The following is a 16,827-nucleotide window of genomic DNA, read 5'->3' on the forward strand; positions in this document are numbered from 1 at the left end:
GAAAATGCGAATCAGTGATGTCCCAGCTGATCCTTGGTGAATTCGTAAAAGGCTAGCGCGTCTTCACTGCTGGCAAAGCCTGCCTGAGCCATTTTTTCACTGCCTCCACCTTTACCCTGGTAGGCTCCAAGATTACCTTTGAAGAAAGGTCCACAAGCCCATTCAGGCGGCTGTCCGTTCTGTGCCAGAACAACTTTGGCCTCTAAGATACTGGCAAAGAGTACAAGGCCTTCATGGTCTGCCGTCAGCTTGGTGGCCAGGCTCTGCATATCCTTGAGCGATTTGTCTTCAAAGACCTGCGCAATCACCAGCCCTTCGCGAGCAGCCAGAAGTTCCTCCGCATAATAGGCATCATTGGTTGTTTTCACTGCATTCAGCTCGGTTTGCAGCTGCTTTTGCTCCAGTTCCATTTTCTCAATACGCTCCAGTAATTCGTCCTTGCTGGTCTTTAATTTAACCGTAATGTTATTGAGCACATGTTGTGTGGATGTGAATTCATTCAGCGCCCTTGTTCCACATTTGAAATAAATGCGAGTGCCGCCTTTCACTTTTTCGGTTTTCAACAGTTTGATGATGCCGATCTCACCTGTCGCCGACACATGCGTTCCGCCGCAGGCGTTATACTCCACACCCTCGATCTCGACGATGCGAATGTCCTCCGTCACCGTAGGCTGCTTCACCAACGGCAATTGTGCAGCCTCTTCTGCTGTAACCCAGGACGTGTTGATGCGAGCGTTACGATAGATCTGGCGATTCACTTCTTGTTCAATGGCGGTCAATTGATTCGCTCCCAGTTCAGGCACAGCCACATCAATCGTGTCATACTCCGTACCGAGATGGAAACTGAGCGTCATCGCTTCTGTCAGCTTTAGCATGATTGCCGATAACAAATGCTGACCGGTATGCTGCTGCATATGATCGAATCTTCTCTCCCAGTCAATCTCACAATGTACTTCAGTTTGTTCAGGGGCGCGCTCCAGCTTATGCCACACCTTGCCATCTTCAATGTTCACATCCAGAACAGCGATGCCGCCAATTTGTCCCAGATCACAAGGTTGTCCGCCCCCATGCGGGTAAAAAGCAGTCTCCGCCAGTGTGACATATATACCATCTTCCTTGTCCACTCTGCCTGTAACCGTTGTATGCCACTCTCTTGTATAAGCAGAGTCATAATAGATTTTTTGCGTCATTGAATCATCCCGATCCCTTCTCGTTCAAATGGGTATTCATAATCTCCAGATTACACTATCTGGAACCGTCAAGCCAATTTATGGCATACAAAATCGCTTTCCATACCCATAAAATCGCTGTGTGAGCGAAAATACCCTTTTGATCAAGAAAGAAACGTTTGCAGGTGAGATGCTCGGCATTAATCAAAAAAAGTAGAGTGATTAAACACTCTACTTTCTGAAAACCGTTTAATAACCAAGTTTTTATTCAATCTTGTAGCTAATAGATCGCTATCGGTCCATATGGGCCATCAATAATTTCAATTTTCGTTTCAAAAATATCTGTTAAAATTTCGGGGTCCATCACTTTTTTTACGGTTCCAAAAGCGGCGATTTGACCGTCTTTCATCGCACATATTCGATCCGAGTATTTGGCTGCAAAATTGATATCATGCATAACCGTCAGAATGGTTCTTCCGAATTCATTAGCAGCATATCTCAAATGTTCCATCATCCGCACAGAACGGGCAACATCCAGATTATTCAGAGGCTCGTCCAAAAGTACATATTCCGTCTCCTGACACAAAACCATTGCGACATAAGCTCTTTGCCTTTGACCACCAGAAAGCTCATCCAAATATCTATTTTCCAGATCAGTTAAGTCTAAAAAATCAATATATTTAGAAATAATAGCTTCATCCTTATCCGTTAATCTTCCCTTGGAATATGGAAACCTTCCGAACCCGGCAAGTTGTCTAACGGTAAGCCTTGTAACAAAATGATTCTCTTGTCGTAAAACCGTTACAATCTTGGCCAGGTCCTTTGATTTAGATGTGGAAACATCCATATTGGCAACCTTAATCTGACCTTCGTCCAAATCCAAAAGTCTTCCGATCATCAGCAGTGTCGTCGACTTCCCGGCACCGTTTGGTCCGATTAAAGAAGTAAGACCGGCTTTGGGTATATGAATATTCAAAGGGCCGATCTCTACCTCGGCTGCATAGGACTTTTTGACATTATTGATCTGTATCATAAAGAACCCTTCCTTAAAATCACAATTAAAAATGTTAGTCCGCCAACCAATTCTATAATGATGGAGACAACACCTTGAGCATTGAACACATGATTCATAATAAAGTATGCACCGGTTAAGATCACAAAACCTATCGCAAGAGCCATTGGGAAAACATATCTGTGATCATAGGTTTGCGCAGCCTGATAACTCAAAATCGCTACTAAAAATCCATAGAATGTAAGTGGTCCAACCAAAGCCGTCGAAATGGCCATCAAAATGGAAACCAGAACCAGCGTATAAATCACACCACTTTGGTGTTTAGTTCCCAAGGAAGTCGCGACATCCTTACCCAGCGACAATACATTTAACCTCTTGGCATTCGCAAGCAGCAGGATCGCTGCAATGATGACGATAGGAATCGCAATCGGGAAATAGGCAGAATCCGCATTATTCACGGAAGCAAACATTCTTGCCTGCAAAATATCAAACTCGGACGGTGCAAGAAGTCTTCTCATAAATGAAGATACGGATCTCAGCCCGGTCCCAATGATAATACCGACCAGAAGCAAAAGTTGTAAATTGCCGTATTTTCCGGAAAGCAGCCATCCATATAGGATTAGACACATGATGACCATTGCAGCAACCTGATATAAAAAGGAATCAACACCGCTAAAATTCACAAATACAGTCGCACCAAGGAAAAATATAGTACTTGTATGGATGGTTGAATAAATTGCATCAAACCCTAAAAGGGACGGAGTTATAATTCTGTTATTCGTAATCGATTGAAAAGCAACCGTGGATAAACTTTGGCAAATTGCAGCGATTAGCATGGAAACCACAGCAACTACCCTTCTTGTAACAACTGGTATAAAAGAAGGTGAGGACACCGGGACGGGATTGTTATAAACCAGTAGTCCAACCGATGCAAAAACGCCCAGAACAATCAATGTTATCAGCAAAATCCAATAACGCTTTTCTTCTTTCTTGGTACGGAAGGCTCTAGCTGATCTTTTTTTAGGACGACGGCTAGAATCGATTTCGATATTTAGTGGATTTCTACTTGCTAAGTCGCTCATCTTATCCTCCTTGTTGACCGCCTTTGTCTTAACAAAATGACAATGAATACGACGGCTCCCACTGTTCCAAGGATCATCGAGACAGGTATTTCAAACGGCATGATAATGACACGAGACAGGATATCACACACAATGATGCTGCCCATCCCTAATAAGCACACCCAAGGCAGATTACTCCTGAGATCGTCACCCCTAAACATGGAAACAATATTCGGGACAATTAACCCTAGAAAAGGCAAGTTCCCTATGACAGCTGCAACGATTCCAACGGCTAGTGAAATAAGCGCAGTACCCAAAAGAATGATCCTGTCATAATTTACGCCAAGACTGGTAGCGACATCCTCCCCTAGTCCGGCTAATGTTAGCCGATCAGCAAAAACAAAAATAAGAATAGTCACCAATACAATAAGCCATAAATATTCATACCTGCCAATTTGCACAGATGAAAAGGAGCCCGCAAACCAGCTTTCAATATTTTGAGTCATTTGGAACACAAGCCCCACAAAAGTTGAAAATGCAGAAATGACTGCTCCGAGCATCATTCCAATAATGGGGACAACCAGAGAGGAACGGAGTTTAACTTTCTTCAGAAACATAAAAAAAATCATCGTTCCTATAAAAGAAAAAATGATTGCGCCAGTCATTCTTAGCGTTAAACTCGGGGCAGGAAAGACCAAATAAATAAACATGATCCCCAGACCTGACCATTCCATTGTTCCCGTTGTCGTAGGTTCTACCAAGCGATTCTGTGTAATAAGCTGCATGACCAGTCCTGCCATTGCCATGGCGGCACCGGTAAGCATTAATGCAACAGTTCTTGGGACACGAGTAATGAAGAACATCTCCATTCCATCTGCTTGTCCTCGTATGTCATAGACTCCAATAAGCAGTGATGTAATGCCTAAAATTATAGTGGCTATAATCGCAATGATAAAAGGTATGGTGCATAGCTTTTTGGGATTATGACGCTGGGGTTGAGAATTCTCAACCCCAGCTATTTTTGGTATTAAATTTTTCTGCACTGCAGCATACTCCTTTTTACTGTTTAGCTAAAGCTTTCGTAAGGTTGTTAATCAACTCCAGGAAAGTTTCGATGGATTCATTGGTGTACGTATCGTTTGGAGCATAAACGATTTGCTTTTGAGTAATAGCAGTGGTGTTTTTCAGAGCAGGTGAGTTATCAATAACGTCCTGAGCTGGAACGGCACCTTCTTCAGCAGATACAGCTGCATCCCGATCCAGTACGAAAATCCAATCCGGATTGCTTTGGGCGATCGCTTCAACAGAAATATCATCACCTTGATGATCAGAAGAAGATTTGTCCACTTCTAGAGCCGGAACCCAGCCGAAAATATCATACAATGGTCCCCATACACGTCCAGTAAGAGGAGCCGAGAAACCAATGTTTCCACCAGAAACGACAACACTCATAATCTTATCTTCTCCGTTATAAGCGGCCTTGGCTTCTTCAATAGCTTTATCAAAATCAGCAATCAGTTGGCTAGCTTCTTCTTGCTTCTCGAAAATTTTCCCCAAATTGGTTGTTGCATCTTTAAGGCCATTAACAAAGTTCTCTCCAGGCGATGCCGTTTCTTCAAGCTCAATATTAAGATCAATCACTGCTGCATTAGGCACCAATTTTTTGATGTCTTCATAGTAGCCAGCAAATCGTTGACCAACAATGACAAGGTCAGGCTGAATAGATGCCAACAGTTCAAGATTTGGTTCGCGATGATTCCCAATATTTTGTACCGATTCATCCGCCACATATGGTGAATCCGCAGGCATTACATCCTTCGGCGCCGCTTCCAGTTTGACGCCCCAAGTGGACAGCGTCTCAAATGTTCTGTTATCCAGAGCAACGACCTTCGTTGGATTTACAGGCACAGTTACCGTTCCATGGGCATCTGTAATTTCAACTGTTGTTGCTGTAGCTGTAGTAGCAGCATCGGAAGTTGCAGCCTCTGTATTCGCAGTATCCGTCGTAGCAGGTTCATTACTTGAACAAGCTGCCAACACCACAGTTAAAGCTGCAACCATGATAAACATTAATTTTGAAGAAATAGACTTTCTCATTTAATTGATATCCCCCTAGTTTTAGAAAATTTGGATTCCCACACAATCTATTGTGTTGAATAAACTCAGTATCATTTACCTCCTCAAGCGTAATTTAGAGAATCATTTTAACCCCTTTTCACTGTAGTGATGAGTGACAAAAACAATAAATGATAGTGATTATCAATATCAATAGGTTATATTATAGCAAGTTAGCAGGCATTTTCAACAACCTATTTGTTTTAATTCATGGCGAAATGATGAACCAAATATTCTATTGTATGTATTTATATGCATAAAACGATGTTTAATAATGATGTACATGGAACAATACGCATCCATTTGAAATCCATTTATTAAGTGACGGCTTGATACCTGGTAATTTGGTATTTTGGGTTTCCGTATTTGGTGCAGTTCTTTCACAATCTTATAATTCTTCTAACTCAGGAAGCTTTGCCATTGCTGCATTTGGAGTGATGAGTGGTATTTTAATTCATGATTTAGGTCTGCTGTCCATTGTTTCAGTAACAAGAAAAGTAATGAGTCGCCAAATGATTCTTTGGGTTTCGGTCATTGCTGGTATCATGTTGCTTGGATTCTCTCTATATTTTGTGTATGAATTCGTAGTTGGCCCTCAAATAATAGCGTTAGATCAATAATTACTCATTTTCAAAGAGATTAGTTACTTCATAAAATAATATTTACATTCTTTCTTATGAATAAGATTAATCCAGCTTTCGTTTATGAAGCATGTAAAGAAATAACGTAGCACTAATTACACCATATAGTAATGATGCTCCAATTACAGTTAGTTTGCTATAAAGCGTTGCAGCATCATAATCCACCAGCACGTATACAGTGCTATTTAACGGAGGCAACAAAATCATCGTGTTTTCTAAGCCTTCAGGCAAAATATTTTCAATTCCTTGTACGGAAAGAGTAACGACAACGACAACACTTAACAATAAGAAAGACATGACTCGGGATCGGATAAATTTTGAACTAAACGAACAAGCTAGTGCGACACCTAACCAGATGAAGAGACATGATAAATCAGGGACATGCATAGCTCTTCAAAGCTAGGATTTCTATCATTTTTTTGAAATAATGCAGGAAACAACACCGCATATAACGCCAATGGGACAGAAAATAGCCAGCTATATACCAATTTATAAATATACAGTTTAAGTAAACTTCCACTGTGCAACATAGTTACAGATTCCTGATTCGAAGTTTCAATATCTATGAACGTATAACAAATAACCGCAGAAATAATAAATAAAAATGTAGTTGAGAACGCATAGCTTGCCATCACTGGATTTGGAACTACACTCTACACAAATATGATTCCCAGAAAAAAGACAAATGTAGGCGGGCCATACCGATAAGAACGCATGTAGCACGTATGTAAGAAGGACACCAGTGAAGTCATTCATTCAGTTCCTTTCTTGACATGCTGTTAATCTCTCCTTCGTTATGTATAAATTCAATTAAAAAGTCACGATAATCTTTCTTCATGAAGGTGAACAGGAGATATCCATTATCGTATGTTTTCAAGTAACATCAGAAAATAAACCTGAAAGACGATCTAAAGTCTCCTGTCCACTGAACCTTCCAATTAAAAAAAGGCAATCGGATGTTCTGAAGAATTATCTACATTATCCATCAATATTCGCCCTGTCTAATCCAGTATGTTCTACTCTCCAATTGACCTGCTAGTAATGGATCATGAACAGCAGCAACTATTGAAGTTCCTTGCGATTTTATTCTCTTCAATGAGCTAAGTAAGTGCCTTGTAGAATTCTTTATCTAATCCTGAAAAAGGCTCATCCAGTACAAAGACATCTGGCGTTTTGCAACATTCCTTTAGAAAAATGAGTCATTTTCAACGTATTATTCTGTTCAAGAATAAAAAAAATGTGCAATTTTCTAATGCGATTTTTTAGATCTTTTTTGGAAATATCAGATATTCTCCCATGTGTGTCAGGTACTCGGTAGACGTCATCCTTAGTTTTGAGAGTCGGTCAGGTGTGTAGCCAATAACTAAATCAGAATGCTTCAGTAACCTTTCACCCGAACTTATTGGAATTAGCCCACTTACAATTCGGAGGATCGTACTTTTTCCTTAACCATTGTTTCCCTTAAAATTAAACAATCTCCTTTGTTAATCGTAAGAGAGACATCTGTTAACACATCTCTATTTCCATATTTTTTTGAAACTTCTTTAAGTGTTACTAGTGCCTCCGTTGTCATTTGCCCACCACCTTAAACTATCACTACCGTTATATGTTTGAATTGATAAAACCTAAACTCAGGCATCTCGTTTACGGTACAATACAATAGCTACTGTAATAAGAATCAGTGTCCATATCATTATAATCCCTGTCCCTTGCATTGATGTAAGGACATTTATTTCATCAGAGGAAGGCGGAATATACATATAATATCCTGCCATATCGGGAGAAAAATTTTTAATACCAGGTAAAAAATCTCTTAACAATGGACTGACAATGAAATAATAGCCAAGCAGTACGACTAAAGCAGGAGTGGTTCGTCTTAATAGAGCACCTATAGCTGCACTCAGAAGAGTGGTTAACGTTAGATAGCCTGTTGCACCTGCTAATGCTTGTTTCATTGTGTCTATATCAATCGCTACTGCTGTGTCTCTCATCATCATAAAAGTATATAGTACACCGGATGAAGCAATAATAAAGGCCGCGGGAACGGTTATGATTGCCAATGCCAAATGCTTCATGGATAATTGAATCCCACGCCAAGGTATCGTAGCTAACGTAGTTCGAATCTGTCCACCGGTATACTCTGAACAAAAAGCTATGATCCCAAGAATAATGAATCCTGCTTGAAGATAATCCATTGAAGCAAACACTATATTCAGTATTCTTTGCGTCCCTAATGCCCCTTGTAGAGCAATAGAAGTAAAAGCTGCGGCTAATCCTAAATTAAGAATGAATGTACCCACAAGAGTGAGCCATATCAATGGTAATGTAGCTAATTTATCCAGTTCAGCACGAAGGATTTGTGTTATCTTTCTAATAGAAGGGACACTCATGCTGCGACGTCCCTCCTATGGATTACAATAGCTGCAGCAATGAAAAGAACGGCTACCCAGGCAGACATGACTAAGCCACCTGTGAACGGGGTGAGAAATCTGTCGCTCATAAACATAAACATTTCAAGGCCAGCCCTATCCGGTAAGTATAACGCTAACTTTGTAATTTTAGAAAGCAGGAAACTAAATGAAACAACGGATGTATTTATGATGAGCACAGCAAGCGAAATAGTGCCATTCTTAGTTAGAACAGTAATCCCAAATGCTAATAGAGCAGTGAATGTCCAGTAACAAACTACACCGAGCAATTTCGAGTATTCTAATGCGGGCGCGTACTCACCAAGAACAAGGTACGTGGATGACACAGTTGTCATTATAGCAACAATACAAAGCAGTATACTAATGACTGTCACAGCGCCTGCTTTTGCTAGCAAAAAATGAAGTCTTGACGAAACAACCGTTAAACTTGTTGTCAGCTGTTGTCCTCCGCCAGATTCACTGCTCTCTGTCAAATACTCGCTACTGACAGCTAGCACACCAAGGATGATGACACCTTGTACACCAAGAGCTAACCCAATATAGCCAACTTCCAATAGCCGTGTGCTAACTCCAGCTATAATCTCCTCTTTTTGTGCTTTACTGTCTAAGGCAGCTATGACCGCAGGAGAAAATGCTCCAACAAGAAAGGCAAGCCAAATGCCTGGCAGGGAGAACAATTTAGATAATTCCGCGTTGAATGCTCTCATACAATACCACCTGCATGTTCAGATGTCCGGGCAAAATAGGCTTTCTCCAGCGTGGAATGGTTACCTATTACTTCATCCAATGTTCCATCTGCAACGATTGTTCCTTGCTTAATAATGACCACATCATCAACAGTCTCTGCAAGTTCTCCTATTAGATGACTGGATAGTAACACCGTGTTACCAGACTCAGCCCGTTTACGTAAAAATGTCCGGATCCAACGAATTCCTTCCGGGTCGAGCCCATTTACGGGTTCATCTAGAACCAATATTGGGGGATCACCCAGTAGTGCAGCGGCCATTCCAAGTCTTCTCCCCATACCAAGTGAATAATTTCCAACTCTTTTGTCAGCTGCATTAGTAAGACCTACGATTTCCAGAACTTCCTCGACTCGTGAATTAGGCAATCCTGCGGCACGAGCAATCCAGCGCAAGTGCGCTCGTCCTGTTCGCATACGATGGGCCCCAGATCCATCAAGTGCTGCACCTACTGTTGCTAAAGGATTATGTAATTCTGCGAATGGCTTTCCATTAATGAGTGCACTCCCTGATGTGGCACGATCTAATCCAAGCAGGATGCGAAGTGTAGAACTTTTACCTGCCCCATTTGGACCTAGAAAACCAGTCACTCTGCCAGATCTCGCTTTAAAACTGATACCTGTTAAAATTTCTTGAGTTCCACGATGTTTGACTAAGTTATTAATGGTAAGCAACCATAACACTCCCTTTCTGTTATGGCTTTCATTATAAAGAAGCAAAGTTACATCACGGTGATCATGGTGTTTACTTCTGGGTTACCTTTAGGTTACGCTCTACCAATAACTACACTTGTGCCATTTTCATTTGATGTAAAGTCGGCTTTCAGCTTCATTTTTTTCAACATATAACTTGAAGTCGATAAACCAATCCCTGCTCCATGCTCATAGGAAGAGTTATCCAAACCCGGGCCTCTGTCCGCAATAATGATCTGTTCTTTTTCTACATTAACCACAATGTTTGCATATTTCCCTTCTGCTGCATGGCGAAGAATATTTTGAAATAAATTATCCAAAACCCGTGTCATCCAATTTGGATCTGCTTCCCAATAAAAAGTCTCCTCTCCCGGTAAATCAACATCGAGCCGAATTTCTTTTTCTTCAAATACAGGATACCACGCAGCAACAGATGCTCTTACTAGACGTCCAATATCTGTTGAAACGGGCACAAAAGGATGTTTTCCGGAGGTAAGCAATGTATAGGACAGTAAATCATCCATTAGATCTCCGACTCTTGTAATCGTATGGTTGATCTCGGTTATCGAGTTTTGTCCTTCTTGACTCATGGGCTCTTTATTTAAACGAGTGACATGTCCTCTCAAAATGGTAAGCGGTGTTCGTAAGTCGTGTGATAAATTCGCAATCAGTCGATGTCGTAATAACTCCTCTTCATATTCTCGCTTGCGACTGTCTTCAAGCTGCTGAATCATCCAATTAAAAGAACTGCCTAACTGGTCTATCTCATCCTTACGATCCGATTGAACAGATATAGTTTTAGGAAATGAGTTGTTTTTAGCAGAAAATGACATGACTTCTTGTAAGCGGGCGAGACGTTTTTGAAGTACCAAGAAGTACCGCCAAGATAAGATCACAAATGCGACAATAATAAAACCAAACACTAGTAAGGTAACGTAAAATACATTTAACGTATTTACATTTTTATCATGGATTTCTGAAACTCCAAAAAACGCACTGATGAAAATAATCATAATCGGTGGAAAAAAGATAAATAGAAAATGTACTTTTAAAAAACGACGAAATAGTGATCTCTTTTGCTTCATAATTTCACCCGATAGCCTATTCCCTTCAACGTTTCAATAATCTCCCGGGAATCCGGATGACGTTCCAGCTTTTGACGCAGTCGGTGAATATGCACCATTAGTGTTTTATCGCCTGTTATATAGGCTTCTTCCCAAATAGCTTCATAAATTTGTTCTTTTGTTAAAACTTGATTAGGGTTGCGTATGAAGTACATTAGGATTTGATGCTGTTTTCCTGTTAATATAATTTCTTCTCCTGTGTGTTTGTCAAATATCATTTGACCTTTTGGATCTACTTCAATCTGATTTCCTAATGAAATGCGACCGGATTTTATTCCACCACTACGACGGATTAATACTTCTATTCTTGCAACTAATTCATCAGCATGGAATGGTTTCGTTAAGTAGTCATCAGCAAATTGCAAACCATCTACTTTATCATCTATCGATGTTCGAGCGGTTAACAGCAAAATAGGCACAGCAGGAGCTGTCTTCTTTAATCGTCTTCCCACAGTAAATCCGTCTAAACCGGGTAACATGATATCCAAAATAACGATTTCATGCTGATTGACTTCTCTTTCGGCTCCTTCACCAGTTAGCAGCCACTGAACTAAAAACCCTCGCTGTTCCAACTCTTCCTTTACCCAACTGCCTATTTTCTCATTATCTTCAATATATAATACACTTCTTTTCAAGTAACATCCCTCTCTCTAAATGGAGTCCACTACAGATTAACACAATATAAAGGAATAGTTCCCAGTTAATACAATTTTATTGTTCGTTAATAGAGTTTTATAATGTTCTTATTCCCCGACAGAAGCTCTAGCTTCTTTTGATGCCGCTTCAGCTGAAGGCGAATATGAGCAGGCAACTTAGGATTACAAGAGCTCACTGGTCAAAGTTCGATGTGCATCAACAGTTTTTAGCAGCACACTAGAATGGCTAAGGACATTACCTTTCATAAAAAAGACGAGGGCAGAAACTGCTCTCGTCTTTTTTACAATCATATCTTCACTTGGCTTTGATTTGTAATTCGTTTGCATTCGTATTAGTCTTTGCTTCCAAGTTTAGCAGTTGATCAAGATCTTCCAATCCCAAAGAATATGAACTTGTTTCCCTTCTATCGCAATTACCTAAGTAACCTCTTGTCTTGACCCTTTTGGAAAACAATGAGGTACCCTTAGCTTCATTGATTTTAAGTGGAATGTAGCAAGTATCCCTTTTTTTGATAATGGCCTTTTGAGCTTGATTCCAACTGACGTCAAATTGTCACTAGGTACTACATAACACTTAAATCCTTGAATTTAAATACGTATTTTTCCTTTATAGGAGGATTAATATTACCAGAAAGACTTTCGACATTGATGAAAACATGGCATTAGTTTCATATATTTCGCATTATAAATCCCAAAATAAAAAACGACATTATACCACAAAGTGCAGCATTACTAAGTAACGCTGCACTTTGTGGAGAAAACACTTTATAATTTTATATTTTTCATTGAATAATTAGAGTTTTTACGAGTTTGCCGACACCATTAATAAAACTAACGACAATATAATATAAAGTTAACACAACCATTCATCTAGAACGATAAGATTCCTTACTTCATAGACTCGGACAGCTCTGTGAAAATAACACCCAGCGCATACGCGCCTGCATCCGGGTAGCCCAGACTACGATCGCCGACGGCACCTGCACGTCCCATACGTGCCACGATGTCTTCGGTTTTCTTCGCACCTTCAACGGCTGCTGCCGCACCTTTGGCAAATGCTGTTTTGAAGTCATCGCCTGCCTCCGCACTTTGTGTCCAGGAATCGGCACACGGAACAAGTGCATCGATCAAGGTTTTATCACCTACAACGGCGCCGCGTCCGAAGGAACGCTCTCCAGTAGACTGAATTCCTTGCACGGCTGCATGAATCATCTCAGCGAATTCAGCAACGTTTAATTGCTGTTTATCCCCTACCGCTTTGCCAGCCGCACGGAATGCCGAACCCCAGATCGGGCCGGATGCGCCGCCGCAATATTCCATGATGACCAGGGAACATGCATCCAGGAACGACCCGATGTCTTTTTTATCTTCGTTAATGATGTGGTTCCATTCGCGTTTTAACTGGCGGAAGCCTTTTGCCACACTCATACCGAAATCGCCATCACCGGCATGGGAATCCAGTTCACAGAATGGCACCTCGTTCTTGATGATGATCTCACCCATTTTATCAATCAGATAGACGACATTATCCAGGGAAAATTGATTGTTGCTGATCACCGCAGCTGATGCATCCGTCTCCACTTCGTAAGATACCGGAGCGTCTTCACCCACAACGGCTTCCAGAGCCTCGGAATACGCCACTTGTGCTACTGGAGGACCGGATACTTTAAACGCAGGAGTATCACTTTCCTTGAACAACAGCGTTTTCAGTTCATCATCCAGTTTCAGAATCGTAACCGATGCCCCTGCCATATCGATACTTGTCATGTAGTTGCCTACAAACGTAGTAGCGACCTTCAGACCTGCATGTCCAGCAAGCTCACGCTGAACAGAATTGTTGAGCAGGTACAGTTCTTGCAGTGGCGTTGCACCAAAACCATTCACGAGCACCGCAATCTCAGCGGATGTATCCTTATCCAGCTTCATATCTGCGAGCAATGCTTCGACCATACGTCCTGCCAATTCATCAGCCGATACGATTTTCTCCCGGCGAATCCCTGGCTCACCATGAATCCCTACGCCGAATTCCATCTCGTCTTCAGCAATTTCGAATGTAGGCGTGCCTTTGGCTGGCACGGTACAGGATGTGAATCCAAAACCAATACTGCGCACGTTCTGAGCTGCTTTCTCGGCAACGGATTTCACATCTGCCAGACTGCGGCCTTCTTCCGCTGCTGCTCCGGCAATCTTGTGAACCAGTACAGTGCCGGCAACGCCACGACGTCCAACGGTATACAAGCTGTCTTGTACAGCGATGTCATCCTCAACACGCACATATTGTACGTCGATGCCATCTTCTTCAGCCAGGTGCGCTGCATTCTTGAAGTTCATCATGTCGCCGCTGTAGTTCTTGATGATCAGAAGTGTTCCCTTATTGCTGGCTGTTGCCTTGATCGCTTGGTATACCTGGATTTGGGAAGGAGATGCGAACACATCTCCACATACGGCTGCATCCAGCATCCCTTTACCCACATAACCTGCGTGAGCCGGTTCATGTCCACTGCCGCCGCCACTGATCAGGCTGACTTTATCAGCCTGGATCTCTCTGCGTTTGATGACTTTATATTTTTTCAGAAATTCAAGCTCCGGGTGTGCAAGCGCAATCCCGTTGCACATTTCCATAACAACATGTTCGGCCTGGTTAATAATTTTCTTCATTATTTTACCTCCCGGCGAGCTGCTTTGTACTCACGACCCATGCGGTCAGCCGCTGCTATGGCAGCAGCCACTTCAGGAACAGTGATTGGGAACGGCATGGCGTGAATGGATTCTTCCGGAATACAAGCGATCTCGGCTACTTTCAACAACTCTTCCTGACTAATCGTGTCTACACCGATATCCGCCAAGCTGATCGGCAGTCCCACTTCGAGACAGAAGTCCATGACTTCATGCAGCTCTTCGGTTGGTGCATTTTCGAGTACAAGTTGTGCAATCGTACCGAAGGATACTTTTTCACCGTGGAAGAAATGATGTGTGCCTTCCAGAACAGTCAAACCGTTGTGGATCGCATGTGCTGCGGCCAGACCGCCACTTTCGAATCCAAGACCAGACAACAGAATGTTGGTCTCAACGATGTTTTCCAGCGCTTGTGTCACAACGTTGCTGTCGCTCGCTACTTTTGCTTTTGCACCGTCAGTCAGCAGCATTTCATAACACAGTTTTGCCAGTGCAAGTGCAGCATTGGTACCTACTGCAGATGGTGTGTATCCTTCGCGGGAACCCATTGGCAGACTTGCGTTTACACGGGAATAGGATTTCGCTGTTGCTCTTGCTTCGAAGTATGTAGAGAGCGCATCTCCCATACCGGATACGAGGAAACGTGTTGGTGCATTAGCAATTACCGTTGTGTCAACGAGTACCACACTTGGGCTTTGTTTGAAGTAAGCATAGTCATCGAACGAACCATCCGGTGTGTACAATACAGCGGAGTGACTTGTCGGTGCGTCTGTTGCCGCAATCGTTGGGCAGATGATCAGTGCTTCGCCTTCAGCTACACATTTCGCAGCATCGATCGCTTTACCGCCACCAAGACCGATGGTAGAGTCACATCCTTTTTCCTTCGCGATCGCTTGCAGACGAGCAACTTCCTCACGGGAACATTCCCCTTTAAAACCGCTTTCAACAAAAGTAATATTGAATTTCTCTGCTGTTGCATCAAGCTTTGCTTTGACACGCTGTACATCATCCGGATGTGCAATCAGCAAAGCAGATTCTCCGAAGGATTTAACAAAGTACCCCAGGTTCAACAACTCGTCTTCGCCTTGTACATATTTGGTTGGGCTGATAAATGCTTTTCTCATAATAATATATGCCTCCTAAGGATATGAAATAGTGTAGTGATTACATTAAATTTTAATTTCTTACAATTGACCTTAATATAACGCATGAGCAGCAGGTTTACAGTGGACTTTGATAACAAATTATTATAATTTACAATCGTAATTTTTTGCTTTTTAGTGCAATCATGGTATCTTATTGTCATGAGATGGTTGAATTTTGATCTCCAATTATACATTACCCGTCATCATTACATCTTAATATGTACAACTTGCTAACTTTTAACGGCCTAAATTATGAATCAGGTTAGCCTATGGAGGTTGCACCAATGATCAAAGAATATCTGCATATCAATAAAATTCTCGACCTTAATAAATGGAAACGTCTACAAGATTCACTCGCAACAGTAACCAAACTGGCGATTCTCACCGTTGATTATAAAGGCATTCCCGTAACCAGTCACAGCAGCTGTCAGGCTTTCTGCCAGAACGTACGCAAAGACCCCGAGCTGCTTCCCTACTGCCAAAAATGTGATTCACGCGGTGGTCTGGAAGCCGTTCGATTGAACGAGCCTTATGTGTATTTATGCCATTTCAATATTATAGATATCGCGATTCCAATCACGATTGATGGCAAATATATCGGCGCTGTCATGGCAGGACAAGTGAAACTTGCCGACCCCGAAAAGGGTAGCGACTTGGAGCAAATTGTCACGTCCAAAAACGTACCCATGCATGCAGCCAAGCTGGAGGAATTAAAGGACGATTATGCCCAGCTACCTGTGATGACCTATGAAGAGATTGTGAAAATCTCCAACATGTTATCCCTGCTCTGCAACTATATTGTAGAAGAAGCGCTCAACAAAAATTTATTAGTTGAAATGTTCGAGAAAGCTTCAGGCAATCAGGAGTCTCTGAACCTCTCCACCATCCTGCCCGGGTACTCCATTCGTAATATCGAATCGATCAAAAAAGAGATGACCAATGCGATTGCGGATGCCTATCTCAAGAACAGCCCAAGTGATGCAGAAAGCTCCAGCCCGGTGCTTCAGCCTGCTTTTGAATACATTCATAGTCACAAAAGCGAACAGGTTTCGCTCAAACAAATGGCTGATCTATGCCACCTGAGTCCAAGTTATTTCAGCAGACTGTTTGCCAAGGAAACGGGTGAGAACTTCACCACCTACCTGGCAAAACTCAAGATAAAGTGGGCCAAGCAATTATTGGAGGTCACCGACATGCCTGTCTCACAGATCAGTGATGAACTGGGATTTAATGAATCGGGATATTTTATCAAAATATTTAAAAAGTTCGAGGAAATTACGCCTGCTCTCTATCGCAAATACCTCCAGGAAAAAATGTAGGTTCACTGATACTTTTTTCGTATCAAAGATGAGGTTAAAAGATAT

Annotated in this window: 16 protein-coding genes; 2 read left to right on the forward strand and 14 right to left on the reverse strand. The window is 41.9% G+C overall.

Annotation, left to right across the window (positions count from 1 at the left end; translation table 11 throughout):
* Positions 1-11: 11 nt before the first annotated feature.
* The 5 genes from FE296_RS21710 to FE296_RS21730 all read right to left on the reverse strand — a co-directional run bounded on the left by FE296_RS21710 (position 12) and on the right by FE296_RS21730 (position 5,339).
* Positions 12-1,190, reverse strand: coding sequence for an alanyl-tRNA editing protein (locus tag FE296_RS21710; protein ID WP_150366278.1), 1,179 nt, complete (start codon positions 1,188-1,190; stop codon positions 12-14).
* A gap of 259 nt (positions 1,191-1,449) precedes the next feature.
* The gene (locus FE296_RS21715) at positions 1,450-2,202 is read right to left on the reverse strand and encodes an iron ABC transporter ATP-binding protein (RefSeq protein WP_150366279.1); all 753 of its coding nucleotides are present in this window, start codon (positions 2,200-2,202) and stop codon (positions 1,450-1,452) included.
* The gene (locus FE296_RS21720) at positions 2,199-3,263 is read right to left on the reverse strand and encodes an iron chelate uptake ABC transporter family permease subunit (protein WP_150366280.1); all 1,065 of its coding nucleotides are present in this window, start codon (positions 3,261-3,263) and stop codon (positions 2,199-2,201) included. The genes FE296_RS21715 and FE296_RS21720 overlap by 4 nt, the downstream gene beginning before the upstream one ends.
* The gene (locus FE296_RS21725; RefSeq protein WP_411860598.1) at positions 3,260-4,270 is read right to left on the reverse strand and encodes an ABC transporter permease; all 1,011 of its coding nucleotides are present in this window, start codon (positions 4,268-4,270) and stop codon (positions 3,260-3,262) included. The genes FE296_RS21720 and FE296_RS21725 overlap by 4 nt, the downstream gene beginning before the upstream one ends.
* 31 nt (positions 4,271-4,301) lie before the next feature.
* Positions 4,302-5,339 carry a siderophore ABC transporter substrate-binding protein gene (locus tag FE296_RS21730; RefSeq protein WP_124117330.1) on the reverse strand — a complete coding sequence of 346 codons (1,038 nt, stop codon included), beginning with the start codon at positions 5,337-5,339 and terminating at the stop codon, positions 4,302-4,304.
* A gap of 347 nt (positions 5,340-5,686) precedes the next feature.
* Here FE296_RS21730 and FE296_RS21735 point away from each other — a divergent pair, with 347 nt between their 5' ends.
* Positions 5,687-5,977 (forward strand): LysE family transporter, encoded by a 291-nt coding sequence (locus FE296_RS21735; protein ID WP_223868977.1) that lies wholly within the window; start codon positions 5,687-5,689, stop codon positions 5,975-5,977.
* Positions 5,978-6,043: 66 nt separating this feature from the next.
* Here FE296_RS21735 and FE296_RS33505 read toward each other — a convergent pair whose 3' ends face one another.
* The 9 genes from FE296_RS33505 to FE296_RS21780 all read right to left on the reverse strand — a co-directional run bounded on the left by FE296_RS33505 (position 6,044) and on the right by FE296_RS21780 (position 15,442).
* Positions 6,044-6,295 carry a hypothetical protein gene (locus FE296_RS33505; protein ID WP_223868978.1) on the reverse strand — a complete coding sequence of 84 codons (252 nt, stop codon included), beginning with the start codon at positions 6,293-6,295 and terminating at the stop codon, positions 6,044-6,046.
* Positions 6,296-7,415: 1,120 nt separating this feature from the next.
* Complete coding sequence (locus FE296_RS33510) at positions 7,416-7,571, reverse strand: hypothetical protein (RefSeq protein ID WP_223868979.1); 156 nt, start codon at positions 7,569-7,571, stop codon at positions 7,416-7,418.
* A gap of 58 nt (positions 7,572-7,629) precedes the next feature.
* Positions 7,630-8,388, reverse strand: a complete 759-nt coding sequence (locus tag FE296_RS21750; protein ID WP_124117332.1) for an ABC transporter permease — start codon at positions 8,386-8,388, stop codon at positions 7,630-7,632.
* The gene (locus FE296_RS21755; RefSeq protein ID WP_124117333.1) at positions 8,385-9,134 is read right to left on the reverse strand and encodes an ABC transporter permease; all 750 of its coding nucleotides are present in this window, start codon (positions 9,132-9,134) and stop codon (positions 8,385-8,387) included. Before FE296_RS21755 ends, FE296_RS21750 begins: the two co-directional genes overlap by 4 nt.
* On the reverse strand, positions 9,131-9,844 hold the full coding sequence (locus tag FE296_RS21760) for an ABC transporter ATP-binding protein (protein WP_124117334.1): 714 nt from the start codon (positions 9,842-9,844) through the stop codon (positions 9,131-9,133). The genes FE296_RS21755 and FE296_RS21760 overlap by 4 nt, the downstream gene beginning before the upstream one ends.
* Before the next feature lie 92 nt (positions 9,845-9,936).
* Positions 9,937-10,947: a HAMP domain-containing sensor histidine kinase gene (locus tag FE296_RS21765; protein ID WP_150366283.1), complete on the reverse strand. Its 1,011-nt coding sequence runs from the start codon at positions 10,945-10,947 to the stop codon at positions 9,937-9,939.
* Positions 10,944-11,621: a response regulator transcription factor gene (locus FE296_RS21770; RefSeq protein WP_124117336.1), complete on the reverse strand. Its 678-nt coding sequence runs from the start codon at positions 11,619-11,621 to the stop codon at positions 10,944-10,946. The genes FE296_RS21765 and FE296_RS21770 overlap by 4 nt, the downstream gene beginning before the upstream one ends.
* 909 nt (positions 11,622-12,530) lie before the next feature.
* Positions 12,531-14,300 (reverse strand): dihydroxyacetone kinase subunit DhaK, encoded by a 1,770-nt coding sequence (dhaK, locus tag FE296_RS21775; RefSeq protein WP_150366284.1) that lies wholly within the window; start codon positions 14,298-14,300, stop codon positions 12,531-12,533.
* On the reverse strand, positions 14,300-15,442 hold the full coding sequence (locus tag FE296_RS21780; protein ID WP_017690500.1) for a glycerol dehydrogenase: 1,143 nt from the start codon (positions 15,440-15,442) through the stop codon (positions 14,300-14,302). Before FE296_RS21780 ends, dhaK begins: the two co-directional genes overlap by 1 nt.
* A 305-nt stretch (positions 15,443-15,747) precedes the next feature.
* Between FE296_RS21780 and FE296_RS21785 the strand changes: the two genes are divergently transcribed.
* A complete protein-coding gene (locus FE296_RS21785) occupies positions 15,748-16,782 on the forward strand; it encodes a PocR ligand-binding domain-containing protein (RefSeq protein ID WP_124117337.1) in 1,035 nt (344 codons plus the stop codon).
* Positions 16,783-16,827 lie beyond the last annotated feature (45 nt).

Origin of the sequence: Paenibacillus sp. UASWS1643, from assembly GCF_008693195.1 — a bacterium.
GTDB lineage: Bacteria > Bacillota > Bacilli > Paenibacillales > Paenibacillaceae > Paenibacillus > Paenibacillus amylolyticus_B.

Bases quoted from the DNA above. Each gene is read 5' to 3' on its own strand.
- FE296_RS21710 (WP_150366278.1), bottom strand. From the start codon at position 1,190: ATGACGCAAAAAATCTATTATGACTCTGCTTATACAAGAGAGTGGCAT.
- FE296_RS21715 (WP_150366279.1), bottom strand. From the start codon at position 2,202: ATGATACAGATCAATAATGTCAAAAAGTCCTATGCAGCCGAGGTAGAG.
- FE296_RS21720 (WP_150366280.1), bottom strand. From the start codon at position 3,263: ATGAGCGACTTAGCAAGTAGAAATCCACTAAATATCGAAATCGATTCT.
- FE296_RS21730 (WP_124117330.1), bottom strand. From the start codon at position 5,339: ATGAGAAAGTCTATTTCTTCAAAATTAATGTTTATCATGGTTGCAGCT.
- FE296_RS33505 (WP_223868978.1), bottom strand. From the start codon at position 6,295: ATGTCTTTCTTATTGTTAAGTGTTGTCGTTGTCGTTACTCTTTCCGTA.
- FE296_RS33510 (WP_223868979.1), bottom strand. From the start codon at position 7,571: ATGACAACGGAGGCACTAGTAACACTTAAAGAAGTTTCAAAAAAATAT.
- FE296_RS21750 (WP_124117332.1), bottom strand. From the start codon at position 8,388: ATGAGTGTCCCTTCTATTAGAAAGATAACACAAATCCTTCGTGCTGAA.
- FE296_RS21755 (WP_124117333.1), bottom strand. From the start codon at position 9,134: ATGAGAGCATTCAACGCGGAATTATCTAAATTGTTCTCCCTGCCAGGC.
- FE296_RS21765 (WP_150366283.1), bottom strand. From the start codon at position 10,947: ATGAAGCAAAAGAGATCACTATTTCGTCGTTTTTTAAAAGTACATTTT.
- dhaK (WP_150366284.1), bottom strand. From the start codon at position 14,300: ATGAAGAAAATTATTAACCAGGCCGAACATGTTGTTATGGAAATGTGC.
- FE296_RS21780 (WP_017690500.1), bottom strand. From the start codon at position 15,442: ATGAGAAAAGCATTTATCAGCCCAACCAAATATGTACAAGGCGAAGAC.
- FE296_RS21785 (WP_124117337.1), top strand. From the start codon at position 15,748: ATGATCAAAGAATATCTGCATATCAATAAAATTCTCGACCTTAATAAA.